We start from the raw sequence: 24,872 nt of genomic DNA, 5'->3' as shown, positions 1-24,872 counted from the left end.
TGGCGTGCACGACGGTGGTGCGGACGGTGGTGCGGAAGGTCCCGCGGACGGTGGTGCGGCCGGTACGCCTGGCGTGCACGACGGTGGTGCGGACGGCGGTGCCGAAGGTCCCGCGGACGGTGGCGCCGTGGGTACGCCCGGTGTCCATGACGGCGGTGCGGACGGCGGCGCGGAAGGCCCGGCCGACGGCGGTGCGGCCGGGACGCCCGGTGTCCACGACGGCGGTGCCGACGGCAGCGCCGACGACCCCGGCAAGCGCGGTTGACCACCCTCCGGACCGCACCCCAGGACCCCGGCGCGACCCCAGGCACCGGGGTCCTGGAGACGCGTCTGACCCGCCTGGCCCGTGAGGAGTTCGCCCGCGACGTCTGGGCGCGCACCGCACTCCTCACCCGCCGGGCCAGTGACTTCTCCGACCTGTTCTCCGCCGGCGCCGTCGACGAACTCGTCGCGCGCCGCGGACTGCGTACGCCCTTCCTCCGCGTCGCCAAGAACGGCGCCACGCTCCCCGACGCCTCCTTCACCTCGCCCGCCGGCGTGGGCGCCGCCATCTCCGACCAGCTCGACGACACCGCCCTGTGGCGCGAGTTCGCCGACGGCGCCACCCTCGTCCTGCAGGCCCTCCACCGCACCTGGGACCCGGTCGCGGAGCTCTGCGCCGCGCTGAGCACGGAACTGGGGCACCCGGTACAGGCCAATGCCTACGTCACCCCGCCGCAGAACCGCGGGTTCGACGCCCACTACGACGTGCACGACGTCTTCGTCCTCCAGATCGAGGGCACCAAACGCTGGGTCGTCCACCGCCCCGTCCACCCCGACCCGCTCCGCGACCAGCCCTGGACCGACCGCCGCTCCGCCGTCGCCGAGGCCGCCGGGGGAGAGCCGTACCTCGACACCGTGCTCGCCCCCGGCGACGTCCTCTACCTGCCGCGCGGCTGGCTCCACGCCGCCCGGGCGCAGGGCGAGGTCTCCGTCCACCTGACGCTGGGAATCCACCCCTGGACGCGGTACGCGCTGGCCGAACAGCTCGCGCAGGCGGCGCTGGCGGAGCTGCGCGAGGACCCCGGGATGCGCGGCACGCTGCCGCTGGGGGTGGACGGGCCGGGCGACGAGGCCGGTCTGGTCCGCGAACGCCTCGCCGCCGCCGTCGAGCGGGCCGACGCCGCGCCGCTCTTCCACCGCGCCCGGCGCGGGCAGGCGCGCCCGGCACCGCTCGGGCCGCTGGCCCAGCTCGCCGCCGTCGGCGCCCTCGGCCCCGAGACGCCGGTCCGGCTCCGCGCGGCGCTCGCACCACGGCTGGAGGGGGCGCGCCTGACCACGCGGGTCGGCTGGCTCGACTTCCCGGAGGACGAACTGCCCCACGTGGCCCGTCTGCTCGACGGCGCGGCCCGGCCCGCCGGTGAACTGGGCGTCCCCCTGGCCGCGAGACTGCTGCGCGCGGGCGTCCTGGTCCCCGACGACGAGCGAGCCCGCCGCGGTGACTGAACCGCCCCGCTTCTTCTGCGCCGACGCCGCCCGGCGCCGCGGTGACCCGATCGCGGGCACCGCGCCGTACGGCCTGGTCTGGGTCCTCATCGAGTACCGGGGCGGCTGGCCCCCCAACGGCTTCGACGGACTCGACCTGGATCCGGGCACCAAGGCCCTCGTCCACTCCGCCGCCCAGGCGGTGAAGGCCCGCATACTCCTCATCAGACGCCACGGCCGCCGCACCCTCGGCGGCCCGCGGCGCTGGGCCGTCCTGCGGTACGCGGCCTCCGGCGCCCACCGCCAGCAGTGGGGCACCTGGAGCCGGGACGAGGAACTGGCGGGAATCGTCGGGGCGCTGGGTGCCCCCGGGGAGCTGGGCCTTCCGCCCGTCGTCCTCGTCTGCGCCCACGGCCTCCACGACACCTGCTGTGCCGTGCGCGGCCGGCCCGTGGGGCGTGCCCTGAGCGAGCGCCGGCCGGAGCTGGTGTGGGAGTCCACGCACGTCGGCGGCGACCGGTTCGCCGCCAACGTGGTCGTCCTGCCCGACGGCGTCTACTACGGCGGCCTCGACGCCGCCTCGTCCGTATACGTTGTCGAGGAGCACCTGGCCGGCCGCGTCCACGCCGGGCACCTGCGCGGCTACACGGACCTCGTCCCGCCCCAGCAGGTGGCCCTGGCCGCCGTGCTCCGGCACTTCGGCCCGGCCGGCCGCCACGACTACACGGTGGCCGAGACGGTCCGCCTCGGCGACCACTGGCGCGTCCGCCTCCTCGGCCGCCCGCCCCACCCGGCGGCCGTCGACGTCGAGGTGCGCTCCTCGCGCACACCCCCGCGCCAGCTCACCTGCCGGGGCGTGGCGAGGAGCTCGGCCGTCGTCCACGAGGTCACTTCGCTGCGCTGGGGCTGAAGGGCGGGGCCGGCCGAGGGGCCGGCGACGGCTCGGTGAAGCCCCGCGGGCGCGAGGCCCGGGCTTCCGCGCCGCGAGGCTACGTCCGGCCCTCCCCGGAGGCCGCCACGGCGTACGTCACGAGTCCGTAGGCGAGGTGCGGCACGGCGTCCGAGGCCCAGTCCGTGGCGGACCAGGTCCGCGGGTCGCTCACCCGGGTGGCGGCCAGGGGCAGGTCCGTGGCGGCCATCGCGAGGGCGGCGGTGACCACGCCGCCCAGCCACCACGGCATCCGGACGCCCGCGCCCCGCAGCAGGGCCACGGCCACGCCCGTGCCGCAGCCGACGGCGATGCCGGAGAGGGCGCCGAGGCCGGTGAGGCGGTTGTCCCGGGTGTCGCCCGAGCCGGGGACCGGCTCTCCCGCGTCCTCGGCGAGCCGTTCCACGACCTGGGCCGGCGCCCCGCTGGAACCCCTTCCCCGCCAGGCCATGTCGGCATAGGTGACGGCGTTCAGCACGGTCGTACCGGCAGCGCCGGCGACGGCGCCTCGGACCAGGTTTCGCATCATGCACCAGTCGGTTCCCGGTCGCCGGTATCTCCGAAACCTGGCGCTGTGCGGCGACTGGGACGCGCGAAGACTCGCGCACGCGCGGCGGAGGTCGGAGTCCGGGCCGGAGCCAGGTCGAAGTGGGACCCGGCCGACTTCTTCGGCCACGGACAGTCCGTCCGCCCGCCGTGGCGCCCGGGCGACCGTCCGGCGGGCTCGCGCCCCGGACGGCCTGAGGCCGCGCCCGTCGGCCGCCCCGGAGCCCGCCGGCCCCAGGGCGGCTCACGTGCGAGGACGACGCCACCCGCCCACCGCGGAGCGGGTACGCGCGCGACCCGCAGGACGGCGTCCAGGAGCCCGAGGAGCGCTGCTCCAGGCCGTCCCGGCGCAGCGCGGGGGTGTACTCGCGGCCGGCCGACTCCTGCCGGACCAGGCCGCCCTCGCGCAGGACCCGCCGGCGGCCGGCGACAGCGGCTGCTCCAGCTTGGGCCCAGCGCCGACGGTGCCCCGGCCCTGCCGGCGCAGCCGCCCCTCCAGGAGGAGGTCGCGCAGCGCCAACTCCCGCTGGGTGGGCATCACCTCGCCTTCGTCCAGGGTGTCGACGAGGGCGGAGAGCCGTGCCTTGACCGCGTAGTACTTGGGGACGCGGCCTTGCTCCTCGATGCCGTCGCGCACGGGGGCGCCGGGCGCCTGATCATTCGGGTGGTGCACCCGCCGATGGCGGCACGCCCAGGTGAACACGGCGGGTCACCGGAGCGCGCGGCGGCAGCACGCCCCGGCGGCGGTGCCGAGGGGCGGCGGCGCCGACCTGTGGTGGACTGGGCCCCCGCGCGGGCTGCCAGAAGCCGCCGCCCCCGCCGCCCCGCTCGTCGCCTCGGACCGGAAGTGGTGATCCTCATCCGCATCGACCTCAACGCCGACCTCGCCGAGGGCTTCGGACGCTGGGAACTCGGCGACGACGACGCCCTGCTGACCGTGGTGACCAGCGCCAACGTGGCCTGCGGCTTCCACGCGGGCGACCCCACCGTCATCCGCCGGGCCTGCCGCCAGGCGGCCTCCGGACGCGTCGCGGTGGGTGCCCAGGTCGGCTACCGCGACCTCGCCGGATTCGGGCGGCGCTTCATCGACGTGCCGCCCGGCGAACTCGCCGACGACGTGCTCTACCAGATCGGCGCCCTCGACGGACTGGCCCGCGCCTCCGGCACCCGGGTGCGGTACGTCAAGCCGCACGGAGCGCTCTACAACGCGATCGTCCACCACGAGGAACAGGCCGCCGCCGTCGTCGCGGCGGTACGCGCCTGGGACCCGGAGTGCGCCGTGCTCGGCCTGCCCGGATCGCGCTGGCTGACGCTGGCCGAGAAGGCCGGACTCCGCGTCTACCGCGAGGCGTTCGCCGACCGCGCGTACACCCCGCTCGGGACGCTGGTCCCGCGCCGGGAGCGGGGCGCGGTGCTGCACGACGCGCGGGAGATCGCCGACCGGTGCGTCCGGATGGCGCGCGGCGAACCCGTCGCCGCCGCCGACGGCACACCGCTCACCGTCCACGCCGACTCGCTCTGCGTGCACGGCGACACCCCGGGCGCGGTGGACGTCGCGCTGGCCGTCCGGGAGCGGCTGGCGGCCGAGGGGATCGCGCTGCGCGCCTTCACGGAAGAGGGTCGCTGAGGTGCGGTTCCTGCCCTGCGCCGACCAAGGGGTCCTGGTCGAGGCCGGCTCGCTCGACGAGGCGATGGCGCTCTACCGCGCGCTGGCGGACCGACCGCCGCCAGGCGTCGACGACCTCGTCCCGGCGGCCCGTACGGTACTGCTGCGGCTGGCCCCCGGAGCGGACCCGGCCCGCGTCGAACAGGCCGTACGCGGCGCCGAGTCGGGCGATGCGCGGAGCCGGGCGGGCGAGGTCGTCCGGATCCCGGTGGCCTACGACGGAGCGGACCTGCCGCAGGTCGCGGAGGTGACCGGGCTGTCGGTCAGGGAGGTCGTGAGGCTGCACACCGGCGCCGTCTGGACGGTCGCCTTCGGCGGGTTCGCGCCCGGCTTCGGCTATCTGACCGGCGGGCCACCGGAGTTGACCGTGCCCAGGCGCGCCGAGTCGCGCACCCGCGTCCCGGCCGGGGCGGTGGGCCTGGCCGGTGAGTTCAGCGGCGTCTACCCGCGCCCCTCGCCGGGTGGCTGGCAGCTCATCGGCCGGACGGAGCGGGAGATGTGGCGCGAGGACCGCACGCCCCCGGCCCTGCTGCGGCCCGGCGTGCGGGTGCGCTTCGAGGAGGTGGGAGGAGCGTGACACGGACCTGGGACGCGCTGGAGGTCCTGGCCACCGGACCCCTGGCCACCGTGCAGGACCTGGGAAGGCCCGGGCTCGCCTCCATGGGCGTGGGCGCCTCGGGCGCGGCGGACCGCACGGCCCTGCGCCTGGCCAACCGGCTCGTCGGCAACCCTGAGGGCGCGGCCGCGGTCGAGGCGACCCTCGGCGGCCTGGCCGTCCGGGCGCTGCGGCCGGTGACCGTCGCGGTGACCGGCGCCCCGGCACCTCTCACCCACGGCGCCCCGCACTCGGTGATCCACCTTCCCGAGGGCGACCGGCTGGAGCTGGGAACGCCCCCGGTGGGGCTGCGGAGTTACCTCGCGGTGCGCGGCGGGATCGCCGTGCCGGAGGTGCTGGGGTCGCGCTCCCGCGACGTGCTCGCCGCCCTGGGGCCGGGCCCGCTCGCCGTCGGTGACGTACTTCCGGCCGGGTCCGTGCCCGCCGGCTTCCCGCGCGTCGATCTGGCGCCGGTGCGCGTCCCCTCCGGCGGGGAGGTGGGGCTGCGCGTCGTGCTGGGGCCGCGCGACGACTGGTTCACCCCGGGCGCGGTGCGGAGCCTGCTGTCGGAGCCCTGGGTGGCGGGGTCGGCCAGCGACCGGGTGGGGATGCGCCTCGACGGGCCGGGTCTGGAACGCGCCGTCGGCGGGGAGCTGCCCAGCGAGGGCGTGGTCCCCGGCGCCCTCCAGGTGCCCCCCGGCGGCCGGCCCGTGCTGTTCCTGGCCGACCATCCGGTGACCGGCGGCTACCCGGTGATCGCCGTCGTCCTCCGCGCCGACATGGATCTCGCCGCCCAGGTCAGACCGGGGCAGAGGCTGAGGTTCCGCCTGGCGCGGTGAGGCCTGGACCGCGGCGGCCGGCCGCCCTCCGACGCCACCCCGCGCCGCCCTGGACCGGAGGGCCGGGACCCCTTCCGGGGCCCCGGCCCTCTCAGATCAGGCAAGTGCGGGGTCAGACGGTCTCCGCACGGCGCGGCAGCTTCCAGTTCGGCCGGGGGAAGTGGCAGGTGTAGCCGTTCGGGTAGCGCTCCAGGTAGTCCTGGTGCTCCGGCTCGGCCTGCCAGAAGTCGCCCAGCGGCTCGACCTCGGTCACCACCGGCCCCGGCCACAGTCCGCTCGCCTCCACGTCGGCGATGGTGTCGCGCGCCGTACGCAGCTGCTCCTCGTCGGCGTAGTAGATCGCCGAGCGGTAGCTGCGGCCGACGTCGTTGCCCTGCCGGTCGCGGGTGGTCGGATCGTGCACCTGGAAGAAGAACTCCAGCAGGTCGCGGTAGCTGGTGCGCGCCGGGTCGTAGACGATCTCGATCGCCTCGGCGTGGTCGCCGTGATCGCGGTACGTGGCGTTCGGCGTCTCCCCGCCGGAGTAGCCGACCCGTGTCGACACGACCCCCGGCTGCTTCCTGACGAGGTCCTGCATGCCCCAGAAGCAGCCTCCGGCGAGTACGGCCTTCTGCGTTCCGGTATCCATACGCTGTTGCTCCCGACTGGCATCGACATGCGCCCGGCCGCCTTCCTGGCGCCCAGGGCCTCTCTGCTGGGACAACGATCCAGGTGGTGCGGCCATTCCCGGAACGAGGGCACTCGTCCGGGCAGGTCCGGCCGGGCGGTGCCGGAGCCCCGGGCACCCGCTTCGGGCGCCGGTTCGCGTGGCGCGGGGAGGGAGCCCGCGCCCGTCCCGGTGGACCGGCACGCCCGGTCGCCCCTCGGCAGTGCCCCCGGGCACCCGGCAGAGGGCAGAGTGGGCCTGTCACTGTCACAGCGAAGGGACCGTAGTGGCCAGTCAGAAAGAACGCATGCTCGCCGGTGAGCTGTACCGAGCCGACGACCCCGAGATCCAGGCCGACGCCGCCCGCTCGGCGAGGATCAGCGAACGGTTCAACGCCTCGCCGTCCGACGACCCCGAGGCCCGCCGGACCCTCCTCGTCGAGCTGCTCGGCAGCGTCGGCGAGGACGTGGACGTACGGCCGCCGCTGCGGGTCGACTACGGCACCCACATCACCATCGGGCGCGGCACCTTCGTCAACTTCGGGGCGGTCTTCCTCGACGTCGCGCCGATCACCATCGGGGAGGACGTGCAGTTCGGGCCGCACGTCCAGCTGCTGACGCCGACGCATCCGATCGACCCGGTCGCGCGCCGGGCCAAGTGGGAGGCGGCGGAGCCGATCACCATCGGGGACAACGTATGGCTCGGCGGAGGCGTCATCGTCTGTCCCGGGGTGACCATCGGGGAGAACACCGTGGTAGGAGCCGGGGCCGTCGTCATCAAGGACCTGCCGCCCAACGTGGTGGCCGTCGGGAACCCCGCGCGGATCGTGCGGGAGATCCCCTTCGCCGAAGCGCCGCCCGCTCCCTGAACCCTCCGGGGCGTCCTCAAGCGCCGGCCGGGCCCTTTCCGGCCCGGTCGGCGATCAGGCGGGGACCCGCATGATCCAGTCGAACGTCTCCGCGGCGCGGAACGAGGGCTGGCCCTCGGGGAAGAGCAGCCCCGCCGAGGAGAGGACCGGGTCGTCGGCGGCGGCCGGGACCGAGGGGACGGCCACGCACCGCATGCGGGCCGCGAGGGCCGCCGCCACCCCCGGTTCGGCGTCCTCGATCACGACGCAGTCCACGGGGGCCGCGCCCAGCCGGCGTGCGGCCTCCAGGAAGATGTCGGGGGCGGGCTTTCCGCGGGGGACCTCTTCGGCGGAGACGGCGGGGCCGAGCAGGTCGTCGAGGCCCGTGCCGGTGAGGACGGCGGTGATCGCGGCCCCGGACGAACCGGAGGCCACCGCCATCGGCACTCCCGCCTCGTGCAGCAGCTCCGCGAGGAGCGACATCTGCTCGAAGACGGGCGTGTGGGCCCGCGCCAGCGCCAGATAGCGGTCGTCCAACTCCTCCATTAGGGAGTCCAGGGAGGCGCTGAGCCCGTACACCTGCCGCCAGTCGGCGAGCGTCTCGCGGGTGCTGACGCCGATGTACCGCTCGTGGTCGGCCCAGGTGAAGCCGGGCACCCCGTGCGTCTCCAGCAGGGCCCGGCTCGCCTCGAAGTAGTTCGGCTCGCTGTCGACCAGTGTGCCGTCCAGGTCGAAGACGACCGCCGGGGTCGCGGCCTCGGTCTCGTTCACCATGGCCCCAGCATGGCAGAAACAGGTCCGGGCGCCCCTCGCCGCTACCCGCGCCCCGCGCCGCGCCCCACCGAGGCGACCAGCGGCAGCACCCGGTGCGCCACCCGCTCCCGCAGTGCCACCTCGGTCCGGGTCCGCACCACCCCGGGAAGGTTGATGAGCTGCTGGATCACGTCCTCCAGATGGCCGTTGTCCCGGGCGGCGACCCGGGTGAGCAGGTCCCCGCCACCGGTGATCGAGAACGCCTCGATGATCTCCGGAACCGCCGCCAGGGCATCCCCGACGTCGTCGAGATGGCCCTGCGTCACCTCGATGTGAACGAAGGCGAGCACCGGGTGGCCGAGCGCCGCCGGGGAGAGCGAAGGGCCGGTACCGGTGATCACCCCGTCCCGCTCCATCCGGTCCAGCCGGGCCTGGAGGGTGCCCCGGGCCACGCCGAGCAGGCGCGCGTACTCCCGCACGCTGGTCCGGGGCTGCTCCAGCAGGAGCGTCAGGATGCGGGTGTCCAGCTCGTCGACCGCCATGGTCCGTTGGCCTCCTCGTGGTACGGCTCTGCGCGTACGGACTGTACCAATGGCCCAGTCCTCGCGACTCCGGTTGAGCCACTGCCCGCCGGGATGCTTCTCTGGGTGCACTACTGGCGCCGCAGCGTGCCGGGACGGCGAGGGTGCCGGACCGGACCAGCGGCGCCTTTTCGGTGCCAGGGCGGACCGGCGCTTCGGGCGCGGCGCCACGGACAGGGGTGGACGCACACGGTGGAGCAGAGGGAGAACGGCGCAGGCCGGGGGAGCGGCAGGGGACTCGGCGTGCCGGGTCCGCTCGGGCGGGTGGCGGCCAGGATGTTCGCCGCCCCCGACCCGGGGCTGCTGAGGCTGCGCAGCGCGGGGCGGGCGGTGCTCGGCATCGGACTGGCGGCCACCGCCTCCGGGACGGCCGGAGCCTCGCTGACCATGGCCGTCGCCGGAGGGCTCGCCGCGCTCCTCGCCCTCTTCACCGTCGCCGACCCGACCGTGCGCGGCCAGGCCCTCACCACGGCGCTGCTGCCCGCCGTGGGCTTTCCGGTACTGGCGCTGGCCGTCCTGCTCCACGACCGGCCGCTGATCCGCGACGCCGCCTTCCTCGCCGTGGTCGGCCTCGGCGTCTACGCCCGCAGGTGGGGCCCGCGCGGCAACGCCCTGGGCATCTTCGCCTTCATGAGCTTCTTCCTGGCCCAGTTCCTGCACGCGGTCCCGGACCGGCTCCCGCAGCTCTACGCCGCGATCGCCCTGGCCCTGCTCACCTCCTCGGCGGTCCGCTTCGGCCTCTGGTGCTACGAGCGGCGCCTGCCCGCGCCCCGGCCCGCCCCCGCCCCGCTCGGCGGCCGCGGCACCGGCCGCCCGACGACGCGCCAGGCCGCGCAGGCCACCGCCGCCTGCGCCTTCGCGCTCGCCGCCGGCCAGGCGCTCTCCCACGAGCGCTGGTACTGGGCGGTCGGCACCGTGTGGTGGATCTTCGTCAACACCGCCTCGCGCGGCGAGACGCTGGTCCGCGGCTTCCGGCGGGTCCTCGGCACGGCCGCGGGCGTCGTCGCCGGACTCGGCATCGCCATCCCGCTCCACGGCGACCCGGCGGCGGCCGCCGTCCTGGTGGCCCTCTGCGTCGCCGGGATCTTCTACGTGGCCGCCGTCTCCTACAGTTGGATGATCTTCTTCGTCACCGTGCTGGTCGGCGTCCTCTACGGCATGCTCGGCACCGTCGACTCAGACCTGCTGGCGCTGCGGCTCGTGGAGACCCTGGCCGGGGCCGTCGGCGCGGCACTGGCGGTGCTCCTCGTCCTGCCCGTGACCACCCACGCCACGACCGACGCCTGGATCCGGCGGGCGCTGCACTGCGTCCACCTCTGCGCCGTCGAGGCGGCCGACCGGCTCGCGGGCTCCCCGGCCGCCGACCCCGCCCGGCGCGTCGCCGAACTGGAGGCACTCCTGGAGCGTGTACGCGTCTCGGTCGCCCCCCTCGTCCACCCGCTGAGCCCGCTCGGCCACCGCAAGGCCCGGGCCCGCCGGGTGCTCGCGCTGCTCGACGCCTGCGCCCGCGAGGTGCGCGGCCTCGCCTCCGTCGCCGCCGACCCGGAGAGCTCGCGCACCGACCGGCTCACCGTGGCCTGCGTCCGGGTGGAGGCCGCCGTCCAGGCCCTCACCGTGGACGGGACCACCCGGTCCGGGCCCGTCAGGTCCCCTCGCCCCCTCGGCGACGAGCCGGCCCTCGCCCACCTGCACGGCCTGGAGCGGGCGCTCGCGGAACTGGCCGAGCCCCTCCGGGGCACCCGCCGCCCCGTCCTCGCCGCGGGGTGACGGCCGGGCGGCCCGCGCATCCGGCGCACCGGACGGGAGGAGTGCGGGTCACCTGCCGACGATGCCGATGACCAGGTTGATGGCGGTGGCCAGGATGCCGGTCCCGAAGAGGTACGACAGCAGGCAGTGCCGCAGCACCACGGAGCGGATCGTGGTGTTCGAGACGTTGGTGTCGGAGACCTGGTAGGTCATGCCGAGGTTGTAGCTGAAGTACAGGAAGTCGCGGTACGCCGGCGGGTTCTGCGAGTTGAAGTCGATGCCGCCCTGAGGGCCCCGGTAGTACAGGTAGCCGTACCGGGTGGCGTACATCAGGTGTACCGCCGCCCAGGCCATGAAGACACCGCCGAGCGCGGTCGCCGCCGCGGCGTGGCTCCGGCCGGTCTCTGAGGCCGTGAGCGACCGGCTCCCGGTCGGACCTCAGCCAGTCCGGCCGCGAGGCCGCCAGTGACCGGCCCCGGTCGAATCCCGTCCTGCCCGGCGTGTGAGGTCATCGGCGACCGACCCTCAGGCGACCCGGTCAGCCGGCGCGTGAGGTCATCGGCGACCGAGCCCCGGGCGACCCGGCCCGTGCGGCGACTGAGGTCATCAGCGACAGGTCCCCGGCTGACCCCCGGCCCGGCCGGCGCTTGAGGCCATCAGTGCCGCTCCCCGGCCAAGAGGGGCGAGAACCGGACCGAGACCGTGGCGTCCCCCTGGCGCCGTGGTCTAGACCTGCTAACGTCGCGGGCGCGCGCCAACCCGGCGCGCCAACTGCTGAGAGGGGACAAACCAGTGGGTGGCGGAACGCAGACCGGCCGGGCGTACATCGGATCGTTCACGGCGGCGGGCGGCGCCGGCCTCGTCACCGCCGCCGTCGACGCCGACGGCGGCCTCACCGTCCTCGGCGCCACCGCCGAGGTGCCCGACCCCTCGTACCTGGCGTTCGGCCCCGGCGGCGACCTCCTCTACGCGGTCAGCGAGACGGCCGACGGCGCCGTCGCCGCCTTCGACCCGACGGGCGACACGGCCCGGCTCCTCGCGCCGCCCGCCCCGGTCGCGGCCGAGGGCCCCACCCATCTCAGCGCGCACGGCGGCCGCGTCTACACCGCCAACTACGGCTCGGGCAGCGTCTCCGTCCTGCCGCTGCGCGCCGACGGCACCCCCGCGGCCGCCGCCCACGTCCTCAACCACCACGGCTGCGGCCCCCACCCGCAGCGCCAGCAGGGACCCCATGTCCACCAGGTCGTCCCCGACCCCGGCGGCCGCTGGCTGGTCGCGGTCGACCTCGGCACCGACTCCGTCCGCGTGCACGCGCTGCGCGACGGCATGCTGACCCTGCACCGCGAGATCGCGCTGCGCCCGGGCTCCGGCCCCCGCCACCTGGCCTTCCACCCCGACGGCGGCCACCTCTACGTCCTCAACGAACTGGCGCCCACCGTGACCCTCTGCCGCTGGGACGCCGACAGCGGGGACCTGCGCCCCCTCGGCGAGACGGGCGTCCTCCCCGGCGCGCCCGCCGCCGATGCCTACCCCTCCGAAGTGGTCGTCTCGCCCGACGGCCGCTTCCTGTGGACCGCCACCCGCGGCGAGGACGTCATCTCCGTCCTCGCCCTCGACGCGGCCGGCGACTCGGCGCGGCTGCTCACCACCGTCCCCTGCGGCGGCCACTGGCCCCGTGACCTGGTCCTCTCCCCGCGGGGCCTGCTCTACGCCGCCAACGAACGCTCCGGCGACGTCGCCTGGTTCACCGTCGACCCCGACTCCGGCGCCCCGAGCCTCGCGGGCTCCGTCCCCGCCCCGGCCGCCTCCTGCGTCCTCTTCGGCTGACCCGGAAACGGCTTCGGGCCCGCCCCCCGTCAGGGGAGCGGGCCCGAACCATGAGCCGGCCGCCTCAGTGAGCCGGGACCCCCGTGGCCGGCTGCGGGGTGATGCCGAGCGCCGTCGTGTACTGCGCGAGCGCGAGCTTGCCGATCGCCGGGTACGCGCCCAGCGCCTCGGCGGAGGCGCACTCCGCCTCCTTCGCCGCGAGGTCGAGCAGCCCCTCGCCCAGCTCGGGACCGATCAGGTACGGCGCAAGGGCGAGCTGCGCGGAGCCCGAGGAGCGGAGCTGCTCGGCGGTGGCCGCGATGGCGCCCTCCTCGTCGAGTGCCGCCGCCATCACCGGCACCGCCAGCCGCGCGGCGAGCAGCATGCCGGTGATCCCGGCCGCCTGCACCGCCTCGTCGCCGCCGACCGTGGCCAGGATGATGCCGTCGGCCGCGGTCGCCACGGTGAACAGGCGCGCCCGGTCCGCCCGGGCCAGCCCGGCCTCGGAGAGCCGCACGTGCAGCGCCTCGGCGAGCAGCGGGTGCGGGCCCAGCACGTCGGTCAGCTCGACCGGCGCCCTGCTGTCGATCACGGCCTGCCGGATGCGGCGCACCAGGGCGCTGTCCGGACCGGCCAGCAGCGGCACGACCACGGCGGCGGGGCCGTCCGGGTCGGCGACGTCGAGACCGGCGGCGCGGGCCTGCTGGACGCGGGCGACGCGCTCCTCCGCGGCGTGCGCGAGCACCGACTGCAAGGCCGGGAACTCCTCGTCGTCGCCCTCCAGGAAACCGATGCGGGCATCCAGGCCGGGAAGCTCGGAGCGGGCGATGCTCACGACCTCCTCGGCGAGGCTGCGGGTGGGTGCGCCGGGGACCCCGGGGACGGCGAGAACGAGGGCGGGCGCGCCCTCGGGAGCCACCACGGGTTCCGGGCGGCGGTGCCGACCGGACTGGCGGGGTCGCGGCATTCGTACAGGCAGGCCGGAAGCGGGCCCAGTGGGGGAGCTCATGGCGCCGCATGCTACTGGTTTCCGGTCAGCCCCTGTTCGGGGAGGGGGCGGCTGTGCGGTATCCGTCCGCATTTATCCGATCCAAGTTCCCGGCCCAGGTGCCGTTTTTGGGACTGTGTGCACCGATGTGGTGAACTCTGCGACCGCGTGGCCCTGTTGTCCGGCTCCCGGGTGACAACTCCGGGTGAGCTGAACGCCACCGAGGGGTGGGGCGCCACCGGACCCGCCTCAGACGTCCACCGGATCTCCGCCGGGAGCCCCCACGGAGCACCACAGCAGCCGCCCGTCCGCGGGCAGCCCCGGCGTCCCCGACGCCAGGGCCGAGGCGAGCACCACGGCCCCGTGCAGCGGATCACCCGCGGCGGGCACCACCCGGGCCCCCGGCAGCCTGCGCGCCAGTTCCTCGCCCACCGGCACCGTCAGCGGTTCGCCCAGCCGGAAGAGCCCGCCCGTGAACGCGACCTCGCCGCCTTCCCGGTCGGGGAGCACCGCCTCGACGGCGTCCACGATGTGGCTTGCCGCCTCCACCAGCAGCGCCGCCGCCCGCCCGTCGCCCTTCCGCGCGCAGCGGGCCACGTCCGGCGCGAACGACGCCAGCACCGCCGCCCGGTCCGGTCGCGGGTAGAGCTGGGCCGGAAGCCCCGGCAGCGGTCCGAACCGCTCCTCCGCCCTGGCCAGCAGCGCCTTGGAGCCGCCCGCCCGTCCGTCGAAGGCCCGGAAGGCCGCCTCCAGACCGGCCCGGCCGAGCCACGCCCCGCCGCCGCTGTCCCCCAGCAGATGCCCCCAGCCGTCCGCCCGCCGCCACCCCCGCAGATCCGTGCCGAGCGCGATCATCCCGGTGCCGACCGCGACCACCGCCCCGGGCCGCACCCCCAGGGCGCCGGTGTACGCGGTCACGGCGTCGGCGGCCAGCGCGAGCGGTCCACGCACGCCGTACGCCGCCAGCGCCTCGGGCAGACCGGCCCGCAGGTCGTCGCCGAGGGTCGCCATCCCGGCCGCTCCGACGGCGACGGCCACCGGCGGCTCGTCGCCGTCGGGCACCCGCTCACGCAACTCCCGTACCAGCGGCAGCAGCAGCTCCATGAAGTGACCGGCGTCGATGCCGCCCGCCGAGGTCCGCACCGGGTGCGAGCCGGTGACGGTCACCGCGTCCTGCGGCGCACCCGCCGGGGCGAGCGCCGCGCGGAGGCCCGAGCCGCCCGAGTCGACGCCCAGCACCGTCCCGGCGCGGACGCAAGTGCTGTGTGTACGCGGGGTGTTCACCGGGCGCAACGGTTCCCCTTCTCTCTCCTGGGACCGGTCGGTCGACTGCGACGGCACGAAGGGTAGCCCCGCGGGGCCGCTCGCGTCCTGGCGGGACGGCTCGGTGCGGGGTGCCGGACCGATTGTCGCTAGAGTCCCCCCGTGGCACCACGACCTTTGCATGAATTGGTGGAAGCGGGCTGGGCGAAGGCCCTCGAACCGGTGGCCGGACGCGTCGCCGCGATGGGGGAGTTCCTCCGCGCGGAGATCGGCGCGGGCCGCACCTACCTGCCCGCGGGCCCGCACGTCCTGCGCGCCTTCCAGCAGCCGTTCGACGAGGTACGCGTCCTGATCGTCGGGCAGGACCCCTACCCGACCCCGGGCATGCCGATCGGACTGAGCTTCGCGGTGGCCCCGGAGGTCCGCAGACTCCCGCCCAGCCTGATCAACATCTTCCAGGAGCTCCAGAGCGACCTGGCCCTGCCGCAGCCGTCCAACGGCGACCTCTCCCCGTGGACCGGCCAGGGCGTCCTGCTGCTCAACAGGGCCCTGACGACCCGTCCGGGCTCGCCCGGCTCGCACCGCGGCAAGGGCTGGGAAGAGGTCACCGAGCAGGCGATCCGCGCCCTGGCCGAGCGCGGCAAGCCGCTGGTGTCGATCCTCTGGGGCCAGGACGCCCGCAGCCTGCGCCCCTTCCTCAGCCGCTACCCGGTCATCGAGTCGGTCCACCCGTCCCCCCGCTCCGCCGACCGCGGCTTCTTCGGCTCCCGCCCCTTCAGCCGCACCAACGACTTCCTCGCCCAGCAGGGAGCGGAACCGGTGGACTGGCGGCTGCCGTAGGCGGGGCGCGGGTCCGCATCGGACCCGGCACATTACGGAACACCCCATCCGGCCCGACGGCGAACCGCGTACCGCCGCCGCGCCGCGCTTCCTGGCGTTCCCGGTACGGTGCGGCACCGGTCGGGTGCCGCCTTCCGCCGAGCCAGGGGGCCATCGGATGGACCACGTCACTCTCCCCCTCGCCCAGGAACCCGCGGGCGGTGTCGCGGGCTGGGCCACCGGCCTCGTGGAGGCGATGGGAGCCCCGGGCCCCGGGAGAGCAACGTGCTGGAGGCGGTGGCGGAGGGGCGCACCAACGCGGCCATCGCGCGCAGGCTCCACCTGTCGGTGAGTTCGGTGGAGAAGAGCCTCCAGCCGGTTCTCGACAAGCTGGAGCTGTCGCCGACCACCGGCTACAGCCGGCGCGTCCTCGCGGTGCTGCGGTACCTGGAGTCCTGACCCCGCCTCACCCCACCACCCCCGCCCGCACGCACAGCACGTCCGGCAGGTGGGCCGCCAGCTGCCGCCAACTCTCGCCGTCGTCCGCGCTCGCGTACAACTCGCCGTTGCGGTTGCCGAAATAGAGGCCCGCCGGGTCCGCGCCGTCGGTGCACAGGGCGTCGCGCAGCACGGTGCCGTAGTGGTCCTCCTGGGGGAGGCCCGAGGCCAGTGGCTCCCAGTGGCCGCCGCCGTCGGTGGTACGGAAGAGCCGGCACCGGTGCTCCGCCGGGACCCGGTCGCTGTCGGCGGTGATCGGGAAGACGTACGCGGTGTCGGCGCGGGACGGGTGGGCGAGCACGGTGAAGCCGAAGTCCGAGGGGAGGCCCGCGCCGATGTCCGACCAGTGGGCGCCCGCGTCGTCGCTGCGGTAGACGCCCCAGTGGTTCTGGAGGTAGAGCCGGTCCGGGTCGGCCGCGTCCCGGGCGATCTTGTGCACGCACTGGCCGAACTCCGGGTGCTGGTCGGGGAGGAAGACCGCCGACACCCCCTCGTTGGACGGGGCCCAGCTCGCGCCGCCGTCGCGGCTGCGGAAGACCCCGGCGGCCGAGACCGCGACCGTGAGCGCGTCGGCGTCCCGCGGGTCCGTCACCACGGTGTGCAGCCCCTCGCCACCGCCGCCCGGCTCCCAGCGGGACCGCGTCGGGTGTTCCCAGAGCGGGCGGACCAGCTCGAAGGCGTCGCCGCCGTCCCGGGAGACGAACAGCGCGGCGGGCTCCGCGCCCGCGTACACCACACCCGGTGCCTCAGGACCGGCCGGCTGGAGCTGCCAGAGCCGCTCCAGGGAGGCTCCCGTCCCCTTGGGGAAGCGCACCGTGGGGGAGGCCGGTTCCTGCCAGCTCGCGCCCAGGTCGTCGGAGCGGAAGACCGACGGGCCCCAGTGCGCGCTGTCCGCCCCCACCAGCACCCGCGGCACCGGCCCCCGGGTGTCCAGCCCCACGGCGTACACCGCCTCTCCGGTGAAGTGCGGGCCGTCGAACTCCCAGGACGCGGCGCGCCGCCGCCCCAGAAACAGCCCCTTGCGCGTCCCTACCGCCAGCAGAACCTCGGACATCCCCGGCACCTCCGCGACCTCGTCGTCCCGAACAGGGCCCAGTCTGCGCCCGCCCACCGACAATCCCCCGCAGGGCGCCGTCGACCAGCGGTTTCCCCCACCCGGTCGGCGCGTAGGCATCGGGTCGCGGCGCCGGGGGGCGCCCTCCGGACGGCCGCGGTCCCGCCGGCGCCAAGGTCTGGATCAAGCCCTCCTCTGGCCGAATCGCCGCGTCGGAGCCGAGCTGTTCATCTGATCGGCTACGGTGAGTAGTCGTATGAGTGCGGAGAGGGGGCGGCCGTCATGAGGTCGACCGATTCGGAGCGGATGCTGCGGCTGCGCGATGTGGCGCGGCTGCCCACCGACGTGCTGGTGAAGCGGTTCGAGGAGGACTTCGGCAATCTCGTCACCGCGGCCGTGGCCGACGCCACCCGCCGCCTGCCCGCCCCCGTCCGCCGGCTGCTGGACGGCCTGGAGTGGCACCTGGACTGGGCCGACGCGCTGGTCTGGGCCGAGGGGGAGCTCCAGGTCTCCGCCGAGCGGATGACCCTCCTCGGCGATCCGCGGCTGCGACGCGTCGAAGGCCAGCTCCGCCAGGTCCGCGTCCGCCTCCACGAAGCCCGCTGCGTCGCCGCCGAGTACCGCCGCCAGGACCGGGAGCGGCTGGAGCGCGGCCGCCTGCTCACCGCCCGCGCCACCGCCCTGAGCTGGCTGAGCAAGGCGCTCCCCGAGGAGTACGCGGCCCTCTTCACCGCCCGTGTCGCGGAGCTGGGCATCCCGCCGCTGCGGCGCGGCTCCGCCTCCAGGGACGTCTTCGACTCGATCGAGCAGGCCGTCGCCCAAGGCTGCCTCCAGGTCACGGCGGGCCCCGAGGTGACCGCCCTGCTGGAGCTCTCCGACGACTCCTTCCGGGCCGCCGTCGCCGACGACGTGCGCGAGCAGAACGCCAGGAACATCCTGCTCCGCCACCCCCTGGTCCTCCGCCGCTGGCACGCTCAGCTCGACCGGCTCTGCGACCTGACCGTCGGGCCCGCCCGCGCCTCCTCCGCCACCGCCCTCGGCCGGCTCCCCGTCGATCTCGCCGAGCTGCCCCGCCAGGAGGCGATGCAGATCATCAACGCCCGGCGGTTCTTCTGCGCCGTCCAGCAGCGCCGCCTGGACTGCGACCGGACCGTCCGCACCCTGATGGCGGAGATCGTCCGCCGCGAGCGGGCCGACCCGGTCAACACCGCCCGGCGGGAGGCCGGCGAGTACGCGCGGCTCCGCCTCGCCGAGGCCCACCCGGAGGCGTACGTCCGTATCCGCGAGGAGCTCCGCGCCTACGAGAGCGAGCCGGGCCACCTGGATCCGGCCCGCCTCACCTCCGACGTCCGGGGCGCCCTCAAGGCCCAGCTCCTGGCCGACCTGGTCGGCCGCGGCAGCGAGCCGGCGTGCCCCGCGCCCGCCTCCCCGGCGCCCCGCCCCGCCCCCAGGCCAAAGCCGACGGCGCCGGAGAGCCGGCCGGGCCGGGAGCGCCCCGGCCCCGGACAGGGGCGTGGGCCGCGCCCTGTTCCCGGGCCTCCGGTACGGGTCGCTGCCGGGCACCCGCCGCTCCGCAAGGCCGCCTGCCGCAGGACGGAACCCAGTCGCTGACGGCGCCCCCCGCGCGTACGGCTGCCGGGCGGGGTCAGCTGCGGCCGTACTGCTGCGGCACCCGCACCGTCCCGCCGAGCTCGCGGGCTGCCCGGCGGGGCCAGTGGGCGTCGCGCAGCAGCTCGCGGCCGAGGAGGACGGCGTCCGCCTCCCCGTTGGCCAGCACCTTGGCGGCCTGCTCCGGGTCGGTGAGCAGACCCACGGCGGCGGACGGCAGCCCGGTCTCGTTGCGGACGCGGGCGGCGAAGGGCACCTGGTAGCCGGGGCCCACCGGGATGGTCACCCCGGCCGCGTTGCCGCCGGTGGAGGCGTCGAGCAGGTCGACGCCGCGCTCCTTGAGGAGCGGGGCGAGGCGGACGGTGTCGTCCGCGGTCCAGCCGCCCTCCTCCAGCCAGTCGGTGGCGGAGATGCGGAAGAGGAGCGGCTTGTCCTCGGGCCACACGGCCCGTACGGCGTCGACGACCTCCAGGGCGAACCGCGCCCGGTTCTCGAACGACCCACCGTACGCGTCGGTGCGGTGGTTGCTGTGCGGCGAGAGGAACTCGCCGATCAGGTAGCCGTGGGCGCCGTGGATCTCGACCACCTCGAAGCCGGCGGCGAGCGCCCGGCGCGCGGCCTCGGCGAACTGTCCGGTCACGGCGTGGATCTCGTCCACCGTCAGCTCGTGCGGGACGGGGCTGGAGGCGTCGAAGGGCACCGGGCTGGGCCCGACCGGCTGCCAGCCGCCGTCGGAGGGGGAGAGGGCCTTGCCGCCGCGCCAGGGCGCGTCGCAGGACGCCTTCCGGCCCGCGTGGGCGAGCTGGATCGCGGGAACCGTCCCCTGCGAGGTGAGGAACGAGGTGATCCGACGCAGTGCCGCCGTCTGCCCGTCGTTCCACAGGCCGAGGTCCCACGGGCTGATCCGGCCCTCGGGCGCCACGGCGGTCGCCTCCAGCAGGATCAGCCCCGCGCCGCCCGCGGCCCGGGCGCCGTAGTGCTGGAGGTGCCAGTCGGTGGGCCGGCCCGCGGTGGGGCCGGTCGCCGGGGCCGAGTACTGGCACATGGGCGCCATCCAGACGCGGTTCGGGATGGTCAGTGACCGCAGGGTGAGCGGTTCGAACAGGGAAGGCATGGCGAACTCCATCGCGTCACGGGACCGAACGATGTCGGTACGATAGACGTCGTAGTACGTCGGATGTCAAACTACGACTCTCCTCGTACAATGCAGAGCCCGTGCCCTCCGGACCGGGGGATCGCCGAGCACCGAGCCAGCCATGAAGGACGACCGACATGACCACCGCCGAGAGTCCCCGCACCCTCGCCCACCCTCCTCGCGACCGCATTCGCCTGGAGGAGGTCCTGCACGCCCTGGCCGACCCGATGCGGCTGCGGGTGGTGTGCGCGCTGGACGCCGGTGACACCGAGCAGTCCTGTACGGAGCTGCAGCTTCCGGTCACCAAGTCGACCAGCACACACCACTTCCGCGTGCTCAGGGAGAGCGGCGTCCTCCGCCAGACCTACCGGGGGACCGCCAAGCTCAACGCGTTGCGCAGGGACGACCTAGACCTGCTTTTCCCCGGCCTGCTCGACAGTGTCCTCGCCGGGGCCGCCCGCCAGGCCCACGGGAGCTGACGCCTCGGGCGCGGCGCCGTTCCGGCCCCCCGGCAGGTGGTTGAAGAGCAGGTTGAGCACGATCGCCGTGACGCAGCCGGCGCTGATGCCGCTGTGCATGACCGTCTGGAACCAGTCGGGGAACTGGTCGTAGACCGTGGGCACCCCGACCGGCAGCAGCCCCACGGCCACCGAGATCGCGACCACCGTCAGGTTGTGGTTGTCCCGGAACTCCACCTGCGCCAGGGTGCGCAGGCCGCTGGCGGCCACGGTGCCGAACATCACCAGCCCGGCGCCGCCGAGCACCGGCGCCGGAATCGCCGCGACCACCGCGCCGAGCTTCGGCAGCAGGCCGAGCAGGACGAGCATGCCGCCCGCTGCGGCCACCACCCAGCGGCTGCGGACCCGGGTCATCCCGACCAGCCCGACGTTCTGGGCGAAGGCCGTGTAGGGGAAGGTGTTGAAGACGCCGCCCAGGACGGTGGAGAGGCCGTCGGCCCGCAGACCGTCCGCCAGCCCCCTCGGGTCCACCTTCCGCCCGGTCATCTCCCCGACCGCGATGAAGTCGCCGGAGGTCTCCGTCATGCAGACCAGCGCCACGATCAGCATCGAGACGACCGCGCCCGTCTCGAAGGTCGGCAGGCCGAAGTGGAACGGGGTGCTGACGCCGACCCAGTCGGCCTGCCCGACGCCGCTGAAGTCCGTGAAGCCGAGCGGCACCGCCACGGCCACCCCGGCCGCGATGCCGACCAGTACCGCGATCCGGCTCAGCAGCGGCGGACCGAATCGCTGCGTGGCCACCACCACGACCAGGACGAAGGCGGCCAGCGCGATGTAGGCGGGCCGGCCGAAGTCCTCGGCGCCGGCGCCTCCGGCCACCCAGTCGCCCGCGACCGGCATCAGGGAGAGGCCGATGATGAGGATCACCGTGCCGGTCACCAGCGGCGGGAAGAACCGGAGCAGCTTCCCGAAGGCCGGGGCGAGCAGGATCATCGCCACCCCGGAGACGATCACCGATCCGTAGATCGCGGGCAGCCCTCCGCCGCCGGTGCCGATCATCACCATCGGGGAGACCGCGGCGAAGGTGCACCCCTGCATGATCGGCAGCCGGATGCCGAACCGCCAGAAGCCGACGCACTGGATGAGCGTGGCTACTCCGCACATCAACAGGTCGGCCGTGATCAGGTACGCGAGGTCCGCGGCGGACAGCCCCATCGCCCCGCCGACGATCAGCGGGACCGCCACCGCGCCCGCGTACATCGCGAGCACGTGCTGGAGGCCGAAGGCGCCGAGCTGGGCGACAGGTGGTACCTCGTCGACGGGATGGACGGTTGCCGAGGTTGCCATGGGCACTCCAAGCGCGAGCGGCGGGGAAAGAAGCTGCCCGAGACGCTAGGTGCCTTGCGCGTTCCGTCGATTACGCCGCTGTTGCCGCTGTATGTCGCGCCCGCCGGTCCCGCGAACGGCCGCTGCCCGGCGCGTCCGCAGGAGGGCGGTCCTCGGGAACGGACCCGTTCAGGACATGTCCCGCATGCGGTTGATCTCGGTGGTCTGGGTCGAGATCACGTCGTTGGCCATCTCCTCGACCAGGACGTTGTTCCCGGAACCCAGCAGGTCGGTGGCCATCGAGACGGCCCCCTCGTGGTGGGCGGTCATCAGCTTCAGGAAGAGCCGGTCGAACTCCTCGCCGTCCGCCTTCTTCAACTCCGCGAGCTGCTTCGGCGTCGCCATTCCGGCCATCGTGCCGTGGTCGTGGCCCTTGCCGTCGCCGCGGGGGCCGCCGTTGTTCTTCAGCCACGCTTTCATGGCGCCGATCTCCGGCTTCTGGCCGGCGTCGATCCGCTCGGCGAGCGCCTTGACGCGCTCGCTGCGGGCCCGCTCCGGCGCCAGGCGGGTCATCACCAGGGCCTGCCCGTGGTGCTCGACCATCATCTGGATGTATGCGAAGTCGGCCGAGTTCGGGCTGTCGTCCGGCTTGCGGCGCTCCGCCTCATCGGCCGACAGGGTCTCCGCCTCCTCGCCGGGACGGCCCGGCGCGATCACCGAGGGTCCCGGCGCCTCCTTGGCCTCCGGCGCGGGGCCCGGGGAGCCCGTACATCCGGTCAGCAGAGCCGCCGCGGCGGCGGCCGCGAGGGCGAGCGGGACGGAGCGGCGGTGCGCGGCGGCGGGGCGGCGTATCGGCACAACGGCCTCCTGAGGTGCGAGGAAGAGATGGGGACTGTCCTAACACGGCGTCATGTGTGCATGGCCGGAAAGTTCGATGACAAGTATGTTGCCACCTGTTGATCTGTGCATGATGAAAGCGATACTGCGGGTGTCCGTGAACCGTTCGACTGCGAACGGCGACTAGGGAGGACGCAGTGATCCTGTTCAACACCCCCCGGGCGAGGCGCAGACGCCTCACCGTGGCTGCCGCCGCGGTCGGCATGCTCGCGTCCCTGCTCACCGCGGGGCCCGCCATGGCCGTTCCGGGGCCCGGCGACACCCCCGAGGTCTCGGAGCGTGTCAGCAAGAGCGACGCCGCCGACACCGAGGCGGCCATCGCCGCCGGCGACATCCCCGCACCTGACGAGATCGTCCACTCCGACAACATCAAGCACCTCGCCAACATCCCGAAGGACGCCCTTACAGGCACCAACTCGGATCTGGCCTTCCAGGGCAAGTACGCCTTCGCGGGGAACTACGACGGCTTCCGCGTCTTCGACATCAGCAACCCGAAGAAGCCCAAGACCGTCTCCCAGGTCCTCTGCCCCGGCTCGCAGAACGACATCTCCGTCTCCGGTGACCTGCTCTTCCTCTCCACGGACTCCTCGCGCAGCGACGACTCCTGTGCGAGCACGTCCCAGCCGGCCACCGAGAAGTCGTCCTGGGAGGGCATGAAGGTCTTCGACATCAGCGACAAGCGCAAGCCGCGCTACGTCGCCGCCGTCGAGACCGCCTGCGGTTCGCACACCCACACGCTGGTCCCGGACCGCAAGAACGTCTACGTGTACGTCTCCTCGTACTCGCCGAGCGCCGCGTTCCCCGACTGCCAGCCCCCGCACGACGGCATCTCCATCATCAAGGTGCCGCGCAAGGCACCGCAGAAGGCCGCCGTCGTCGACTTCCCCGTGCTGTTCCCCGGTGAGGGCCCGGACGGCGGCGGCAACCCGGGTGCGCCGGCCAACCCGGGTGTCTCCAAGACCACCGGCTGCCACGACATCACCGCGCTGCCGCACAAGGACCTGGCCGCCGGAGCCTGCATGGGCGACGGCATCCTCCTCGACATCAAGAACCCGGAGAAGCCCAAGGTCATCGACCGGGTGCAGGACAACGAGAACTTCGCGTTCTGGCACTCCGCGACCTTCAACCAGAAGGCCGACAAGGTCGTCTTCACCGACGAGCTCGGCGGCGGCGGCGCGGCCACCTGCAACGAGGAGATAGGCCCGAAGCGGGGCGCCGACGGCATCTACGACCTGGTCCGCAAGGGCAAGGACAAGAAGCCCAAGCTCGTCTTCCGCAGCTACTTCAAGATCGACCGCCACCAGGCCGACACCGAGAACTGCGTCGCCCACAACGGCTCGATCATCCCGGTCAAGGGCCGCGACATCATGGTCCAGGCCTGGTATCAGGGCGGCCTCTCCGTCTGGGACTTCACCGAGTCCACCAAGCCCCGTGAGATCGCCTTCTTCGAGCGCGGCCCGCTGAGCGCGGACACCCTCATCGGCGGCGGCTCCTGGTCGGCGTACTACTACAACGGCTACATCTACTCCAACGACATGGCGAAGGGCTTCGACGTCCTCAAGCTGGACGACCGGCGCACCGATCCGGCCAAGAAGGTCCGGCTCGACGAGCTCAACGTCCAGACGCAGCCCGACTACTTCGACTAGTCCGGCCGCCGGCCGGTACGCACCACCTGACCGGTCCTCGTCCCCCGGCGCGGTTCACGCCCGCGCCGGGGGACGAGGGCGCTCCCGGGCTTCCCGTACAGGGTTTGACCCTGCCGCCGCGTCAACTTCTAGCGTCGGGGTCATGTCGATCACTGTTCTTGACACGTACTCCGCCACGCGGCGGATTCTGCTGGCCCCCGCCCGCGGACCGCGGGGCGCTGCTGGCTTCCATGCTGGCGCCGACCAGGGGCATGTACCGCCACCTCCCCGGCGAGGTCGACCTGGTGGCCCTGCACCTCGAAGCGTCCGGGTTCCCCGTCGACCGGGACGAGGAGCGCTGCCTCGTGAGCAACGACTGGTGGCACGGCAAGACCCTCGACCAGCAGCGGGCCTGGAAGCAGGAGACCGAAGACCTCGTCGCCGCATGGGTCGCCGCGGCGCAGGCCGGGATCCCCCGGCTTCGGAGGAGGCTCAGGCACTGGCCGCCCGGCACGTCCGGTGGCTGAGCCGGATACCGGGCACCCCCACGGCCGAGGGGGACCGGGAGCGGTCGCTCGCGATGGTGGAAGGCATGGGGGACATGTACGTCGACGATCCCCGCTTCACCGGCCTGTACGGCGACGCCGCGGGGGCCGCCTTCGTCCGCGACGCCCTGCAGGCGTACGCGCGGACCCGGATGCAGCCCGGGCGGTTGGCGGGGACGACCGGCGCCCCGGCAGGCGACCTCCGCCGGACAGGGCCGGGGCGCCGCGGCCCGTACGGA

Annotated in this window: 24 protein-coding genes and 4 pseudogenes; 16 read left to right on the top strand and 12 right to left on the bottom strand. The window is 74.5% G+C overall.

What is annotated here, in order from left to right; all coding sequences use genetic code 11:
• From ACFWMZ_RS02195 to ACFWMZ_RS02185, 3 genes are all read left to right on the top strand, one after another.
• Positions 1 to 265, top strand: a 265-nt coding sequence (locus tag ACFWMZ_RS02195) for a hypothetical protein (RefSeq protein ID WP_383199159.1), incomplete at its 5' end; no start/stop codon positions are given.
• Positions 262 to 1,485 carry a cupin domain-containing protein gene (locus tag ACFWMZ_RS02190; RefSeq protein ID WP_383170756.1) on the top strand — a complete coding sequence of 408 codons (1,224 nt, stop codon included), beginning with the start codon at positions 262 to 264 and terminating at the stop codon, positions 1,483 to 1,485. The genes ACFWMZ_RS02195 and ACFWMZ_RS02190, both read left to right, overlap by 4 nt.
• On the top strand, positions 1,478 to 2,374 hold the full coding sequence (locus ACFWMZ_RS02185; protein WP_383170759.1) for a sucrase ferredoxin: 897 nt from the start codon (positions 1,478 to 1,480) through the stop codon (positions 2,372 to 2,374). Before ACFWMZ_RS02190 ends, ACFWMZ_RS02185 begins: the two co-directional genes overlap by 8 nt.
• A gap of 79 nt (positions 2,375 to 2,453) precedes the next feature.
• On the opposite strand, the gene ACFWMZ_RS02180 is transcribed toward ACFWMZ_RS02185, so the two are convergent.
• Both ACFWMZ_RS02180 and ACFWMZ_RS02175 read right to left on the bottom strand, forming a co-directional pair.
• On the bottom strand, positions 2,454 to 2,921 hold the full coding sequence (locus ACFWMZ_RS02180; protein ID WP_383170761.1) for a hypothetical protein: 468 nt from the start codon (positions 2,919 to 2,921) through the stop codon (positions 2,454 to 2,456).
• Between the two features lie 435 nt (positions 2,922 to 3,356).
• Positions 3,357 to 3,611, bottom strand: a pseudogene (locus tag ACFWMZ_RS02175) (GntR family transcriptional regulator); the annotation flags it as partial.
• A 174-nt stretch (positions 3,612 to 3,785) separates the two neighbouring features.
• Here ACFWMZ_RS02175 and ACFWMZ_RS02170 point away from each other — a divergent pair.
• The 3 genes from ACFWMZ_RS02170 to ACFWMZ_RS02160 are packed head-to-tail and all read left to right on the top strand — an operon-like array spanning position 3,786 to position 6,038.
• Complete coding sequence (locus ACFWMZ_RS02170; RefSeq protein ID WP_383170764.1) at positions 3,786 to 4,565, top strand: LamB/YcsF family protein; 780 nt, start codon at positions 3,786 to 3,788, stop codon at positions 4,563 to 4,565.
• A 1-nt stretch (position 4,566) separates the two neighbouring features.
• Positions 4,567 to 5,181, top strand: coding sequence for an allophanate hydrolase subunit 1 (locus ACFWMZ_RS02165; RefSeq protein WP_383170766.1), 615 nt, complete (start codon positions 4,567 to 4,569; stop codon positions 5,179 to 5,181).
• Positions 5,178 to 6,038, top strand: a complete 861-nt coding sequence (locus ACFWMZ_RS02160) for a biotin-dependent carboxyltransferase family protein (protein WP_383199157.1) — start codon at positions 5,178 to 5,180, stop codon at positions 6,036 to 6,038. The genes ACFWMZ_RS02165 and ACFWMZ_RS02160 overlap by 4 nt, the downstream gene beginning before the upstream one ends.
• A gap of 112 nt (positions 6,039 to 6,150) precedes the next feature.
• On the opposite strand, the gene msrA is transcribed toward ACFWMZ_RS02160, so the two are convergent.
• The gene (gene msrA, locus ACFWMZ_RS02155) at positions 6,151 to 6,666 is read right to left on the bottom strand and encodes a peptide-methionine (S)-S-oxide reductase MsrA (RefSeq protein ID WP_383170772.1); all 516 of its coding nucleotides are present in this window, start codon (positions 6,664 to 6,666) and stop codon (positions 6,151 to 6,153) included.
• A gap of 325 nt (positions 6,667 to 6,991) precedes the next feature.
• Between msrA and ACFWMZ_RS02150 the strand changes: the two genes are divergently transcribed.
• The gene (locus tag ACFWMZ_RS02150; protein WP_383171118.1) at positions 6,992 to 7,552 is read left to right on the top strand and encodes a sugar O-acetyltransferase; all 561 of its coding nucleotides are present in this window, start codon (positions 6,992 to 6,994) and stop codon (positions 7,550 to 7,552) included.
• Positions 7,553 to 7,606: 54 nt separating this feature from the next.
• Here the strand turns inward: ACFWMZ_RS02150 and ACFWMZ_RS02145 are convergent, their stop codons facing one another.
• Together ACFWMZ_RS02145 and ACFWMZ_RS02140 are read right to left on the bottom strand one after the other, a co-directional pair.
• On the bottom strand, positions 7,607 to 8,305 hold the full coding sequence (locus tag ACFWMZ_RS02145) for an HAD family hydrolase (RefSeq protein ID WP_383170775.1): 699 nt from the start codon (positions 8,303 to 8,305) through the stop codon (positions 7,607 to 7,609).
• A gap of 41 nt (positions 8,306 to 8,346) precedes the next feature.
• Positions 8,347 to 8,826, bottom strand: coding sequence for an Lrp/AsnC family transcriptional regulator (locus tag ACFWMZ_RS02140; RefSeq protein WP_383170778.1), 480 nt, complete (start codon positions 8,824 to 8,826; stop codon positions 8,347 to 8,349).
• A 315-nt stretch (positions 8,827 to 9,141) separates the two neighbouring features.
• Here ACFWMZ_RS02140 and ACFWMZ_RS02135 point away from each other — a divergent pair, with 315 nt between their 5' ends.
• Positions 9,142 to 10,632, top strand: a complete 1,491-nt coding sequence (locus ACFWMZ_RS02135) for an FUSC family protein (RefSeq protein ID WP_383171121.1) — start codon at positions 9,142 to 9,144, stop codon at positions 10,630 to 10,632.
• Between the two features lie 48 nt (positions 10,633 to 10,680).
• Here ACFWMZ_RS02135 and ACFWMZ_RS02130 read toward each other — a convergent pair.
• A pseudogene (locus ACFWMZ_RS02130) lies at positions 10,681 to 11,013 on the bottom strand (DUF1345 domain-containing protein); the annotation flags it as partial.
• A gap of 390 nt (positions 11,014 to 11,403) precedes the next feature.
• Here ACFWMZ_RS02130 and ACFWMZ_RS02125 point away from each other — a divergent pair.
• The gene (locus ACFWMZ_RS02125; protein ID WP_383199155.1) at positions 11,404 to 12,438 is read left to right on the top strand and encodes a lactonase family protein; all 1,035 of its coding nucleotides are present in this window, start codon (positions 11,404 to 11,406) and stop codon (positions 12,436 to 12,438) included.
• A 64-nt stretch (positions 12,439 to 12,502) separates the two neighbouring features.
• On the opposite strand, the gene ACFWMZ_RS02120 is transcribed toward ACFWMZ_RS02125, so the two are convergent.
• A complete protein-coding gene (locus ACFWMZ_RS02120; RefSeq protein ID WP_383170783.1) occupies positions 12,503 to 13,426 on the bottom strand; it encodes a sirohydrochlorin chelatase in 924 nt (307 codons plus the stop codon).
• Positions 13,427 to 13,654: 228 nt separating this feature from the next.
• A complete protein-coding gene (locus ACFWMZ_RS02115) occupies positions 13,655 to 14,698 on the bottom strand; it encodes an N-acetylglucosamine kinase (protein ID WP_383170786.1) in 1,044 nt (347 codons plus the stop codon).
• A gap of 132 nt (positions 14,699 to 14,830) precedes the next feature.
• Between ACFWMZ_RS02115 and ACFWMZ_RS02110 the strand changes: the two genes are divergently transcribed.
• Both ACFWMZ_RS02110 and ACFWMZ_RS02105 read left to right on the top strand, forming a co-directional pair.
• Complete coding sequence (locus tag ACFWMZ_RS02110) at positions 14,831 to 15,508, top strand: uracil-DNA glycosylase (RefSeq protein ID WP_383170788.1); 678 nt, start codon at positions 14,831 to 14,833, stop codon at positions 15,506 to 15,508.
• Positions 15,509 to 15,757: 249 nt separating this feature from the next.
• Positions 15,758 to 15,946: pseudogene (locus ACFWMZ_RS02105) on the top strand (LuxR C-terminal-related transcriptional regulator); the annotation flags it as partial.
• A 7-nt stretch (positions 15,947 to 15,953) separates the two neighbouring features.
• Here the strand turns inward: ACFWMZ_RS02105 and ACFWMZ_RS02100 are convergent.
• On the bottom strand, positions 15,954 to 17,039 hold the full coding sequence (locus tag ACFWMZ_RS02100) for a WD40/YVTN/BNR-like repeat-containing protein (RefSeq protein ID WP_383199153.1): 1,086 nt from the start codon (positions 17,037 to 17,039) through the stop codon (positions 15,954 to 15,956).
• 282 nt (positions 17,040 to 17,321) lie between these two features.
• On the opposite strand from ACFWMZ_RS02100, the gene ACFWMZ_RS02095 reads away from it, so the two are divergent.
• Positions 17,322 to 18,650, top strand: coding sequence for a hypothetical protein (locus ACFWMZ_RS02095; protein WP_383199151.1), 1,329 nt, complete (start codon positions 17,322 to 17,324; stop codon positions 18,648 to 18,650).
• A 34-nt stretch (positions 18,651 to 18,684) separates the two neighbouring features.
• Here ACFWMZ_RS02095 and ACFWMZ_RS02090 read toward each other — a convergent pair whose 3' ends face one another.
• On the bottom strand, positions 18,685 to 19,761 hold the full coding sequence (locus ACFWMZ_RS02090) for an NADH:flavin oxidoreductase/NADH oxidase (RefSeq protein WP_383199149.1): 1,077 nt from the start codon (positions 19,759 to 19,761) through the stop codon (positions 18,685 to 18,687).
• Positions 19,762 to 19,919: 158 nt separating this feature from the next.
• On the opposite strand from ACFWMZ_RS02090, the gene ACFWMZ_RS02085 reads away from it, so the two are divergent.
• Positions 19,920 to 20,261 carry an ArsR/SmtB family transcription factor gene (locus ACFWMZ_RS02085; protein WP_383170799.1) on the top strand — a complete coding sequence of 114 codons (342 nt, stop codon included), beginning with the start codon at positions 19,920 to 19,922 and terminating at the stop codon, positions 20,259 to 20,261.
• On the opposite strand, the gene ACFWMZ_RS02080 is transcribed toward ACFWMZ_RS02085, so the two are convergent.
• Together ACFWMZ_RS02080 and ACFWMZ_RS02075 are read right to left on the bottom strand one after the other, a co-directional pair.
• Positions 20,190 to 21,587, bottom strand: a complete 1,398-nt coding sequence (locus ACFWMZ_RS02080) for a nucleobase:cation symporter-2 family protein (RefSeq protein ID WP_383199147.1) — start codon at positions 21,585 to 21,587, stop codon at positions 20,190 to 20,192. The genes ACFWMZ_RS02085 and ACFWMZ_RS02080 overlap by 72 nt on opposite strands.
• A 168-nt stretch (positions 21,588 to 21,755) precedes the next feature.
• Complete coding sequence (locus ACFWMZ_RS02075) at positions 21,756 to 22,424, bottom strand: DUF305 domain-containing protein (RefSeq protein WP_383199145.1); 669 nt, start codon at positions 22,422 to 22,424, stop codon at positions 21,756 to 21,758.
• A 242-nt stretch (positions 22,425 to 22,666) separates the two neighbouring features.
• Between ACFWMZ_RS02075 and ACFWMZ_RS02070 the strand changes: the two genes are divergently transcribed.
• The 3 genes and pseudogenes from ACFWMZ_RS02070 to ACFWMZ_RS02060 form a co-directional block, all read left to right on the top strand.
• Positions 22,667 to 24,109 (top strand): LVIVD repeat-containing protein, encoded by a 1,443-nt coding sequence (locus tag ACFWMZ_RS02070; protein WP_383199245.1) that lies wholly within the window; start codon positions 22,667 to 22,669, stop codon positions 24,107 to 24,109.
• Between the two features lie 230 nt (positions 24,110 to 24,339).
• A complete protein-coding gene (locus tag ACFWMZ_RS02065; protein ID WP_383199143.1) occupies positions 24,340 to 24,615 on the top strand; it encodes a hypothetical protein in 276 nt (91 codons plus the stop codon).
• Positions 24,534 to 24,713 (top strand): annotated as a pseudogene (locus tag ACFWMZ_RS02060) (TipAS antibiotic-recognition domain-containing protein); the annotation flags it as partial. The gene ACFWMZ_RS02065 and the pseudogene ACFWMZ_RS02060, both read left to right, overlap by 82 nt.
• Positions 24,714 to 24,872 lie beyond the last annotated feature (159 nt).

Source organism: Streptomyces sp. NPDC058373 (genome assembly GCF_042723275.1).
Classification (GTDB): domain Bacteria; phylum Actinomycetota; class Actinomycetes; order Streptomycetales; family Streptomycetaceae; genus Streptomyces.
This window is presented reverse-complemented; position numbering and strand designations above follow the sequence as displayed.